At 70.8% G+C, this 1,869-nt stretch carries 2 protein-coding genes and 1 pseudogene; 2 read left to right on the top strand and 1 reads right to left on the bottom strand.

Annotated features, from left to right (window positions below; all coding sequences use genetic code 11):
- Positions 1 to 400 (bottom strand): annotated as a pseudogene (locus RM812_RS41485) (ComF family protein); the annotation flags it as partial.
- A gap of 99 nt (positions 401 to 499) precedes the next feature.
- Between RM812_RS41485 and RM812_RS41480 the strand changes: the two are divergent.
- Both RM812_RS41480 and RM812_RS41475 read left to right on the top strand, forming a co-directional pair.
- The gene (locus RM812_RS41480; protein WP_311586100.1) at positions 500 to 1,375 is read left to right on the top strand and encodes a M48 family metalloprotease; all 876 of its coding nucleotides are present in this window, start codon (positions 500 to 502) and stop codon (positions 1,373 to 1,375) included.
- A 213-nt stretch (positions 1,376 to 1,588) separates the two neighbouring features.
- The coding region (locus RM812_RS41475; protein ID WP_311586098.1) for a hypothetical protein at positions 1,589 to 1,869 on the top strand (281 nt) is incomplete at its 3' end.

Below are 1,869 nucleotides of genomic sequence, written 5' to 3'. Positions count from 1 at the left end.
CAAGGAGAACGGTGGCCCCTTTGATGTCGCCGGTGTCTCCGGTCCAGGTCAGAGCGGCGGCATGCGCGGCGGCGGCCGCGCGCTTCTCGTCAAGGGTGCGGCTCGCGGACCGGGCTGTCTCGGTCTGCTTCACCAGCCGGTGGCCGCCTGGCGGGCTGAGCGGGTAGGCCCGTGTGACGTCCTCCGTGTAGGCGGCGTCCATGATCGCCTCGATGTGCTGGATGGGCTGACGCCCACTGTGGGTGGGATTGCCGACGACATAATCGACGCCCCGCATTGCCTCGGGGTGGCTCTCCATCCAGCCGACGAGGAGGCGGCCGAAGATCATCGCCCAGCCCGTCTTCCCCTCGTACTTCAGTTTGTGGATCTTGTCGCGCAGGGCGCCGGAGTATATGGCCACCGCATCGACGCGGGAGAACCCTCGCTCGGCCTCCGGCAGCGAGCACACCGCGTTGCTGCACGGCCTGCCGGGTGCGAGGCCCTGGGAGCAGACAGGGCAATGGGGGACAATCTGCAACGCCACGCCGGGCAGGCCGTGGTGGCGATGGCGATCATCAGCGAGGCCGTCATGACGCACCTGCGCGGGCCGGCAGCCGGGATCGCGGTCGCCGTCGCGGTGGCCGCGGGCGGGCTGTGGGCGATTCAAGGGCGCGCCCGGCAGCAGTCGGCGGTCGCCTTGGGGCCGACAGCCCAGACTCTGACCTGGCAGGTTCACGCAGACCGCAAGCCTCGCTCCTCCGACAGCGACACGTACAAACGCATCGCTGCCAGGATGCGGCAGACCACCGAGCACGTACGCCGCACCACCGCCGAGCGTGGACTGGAAAAGGTCACCCTGGGCACCTCCGACGAGACCGGCAGCTGGGACGATGCCCGCTCGACCGGCCACGGCGGCCGGGGACACGTCTGGCTCGGCATGCGGTGGCTCCACCCCCGTCACACCGCCCACCTTCCCGCGGTCCTGGAGCATGAGCTCGCCCACCTCCAGCGCCGCGACACTGGCAAGCGCCTCGCCGCCGAGTCTCTCGCCGTGGCGGCAGTCGGCCTGCTCGCCGGCCTCCTGTCCTTGCCCGCCTTCCTCCTTGCCGCAGCGGCCGCCTGGATGCTGACCGTCCTGTTCTCCTGGTGGGGCGAACTCGCCTGTGACCTCGCGGCCGTCCGCTTCTGCGGCCGGGCCGCTGTGGCCGACATGTGGCGCGAGGACCTCGAGCGCGACCAAGAACGCTCTCTCCTGCCCCGGGTTTGGGCGACGACCCGCAGCCTGTGCACCCATCCACCGACGCGCCTTCGAATCCTCTTCGCCGAACACGCCCCGACACCCAGCCAACAGGCCGTCCTGCCCCAGCACCCTCTGCACGTGCCGGCAACCAGCTGACCCTCGCAAGCCTGCTGATCAGGCTGTCCGACGGACTGTCGGGGCTCTGCCGGTCACCGGAAGAGCGAACCACCGTCTCGTCTCACATGCCCGCCCGAGGAGTCGCTGGCACATCGCGCTGTCCGGCCTCACGCTGCTGCTGGACGTGCAGCCTCCGGTGCTGGTAGGAAGCGGACCGGAACGCCGGGAGAGCCCCCGGCAGGGGAGGGAAGCATGCCGAGTGACGCAGACAGCGGGGGCGTCCTGGCGGACGTGACGACGGTCCGCGACGTCGTCGGCGCTGTTGCCCCTGCCCGCCGGGCGTCCCCCTCCGAGCAAGCGCTTCTGGACTGGCTGGAGTTGCACCTTGCTCTGGAGGGCCGGCTGGACCACGACGGCACCGCCAGCTGGAAGCATCGTTCGGTGTACGAGCTCGTGGCCGCGCACGGCCGCTGGTTCATCCCCGCCGCCCTCCCGGCCGAGGTCCAGGCCCTCCCGGAGCGGCAGTGCTTCGC

This window comes from Streptomyces lancefieldiae (assembly GCF_031845825.1).
Taxonomy (GTDB): Bacteria; Actinomycetota; Actinomycetes; order Streptomycetales; family Streptomycetaceae; genus Streptomyces; species Streptomyces lancefieldiae.
Note: the sequence above shows the minus strand (reverse complement) of the source record. Positions and strands in the feature narration are given on the sequence as shown.

Coding starts and splice junctions, on each gene's coding strand:
- RM812_RS41480 (WP_311586100.1), top strand. CDS start 500: ATGGGGGACAATCTGCAACGCCACGCCGGGCAGGCCGTGGTGGCGATG.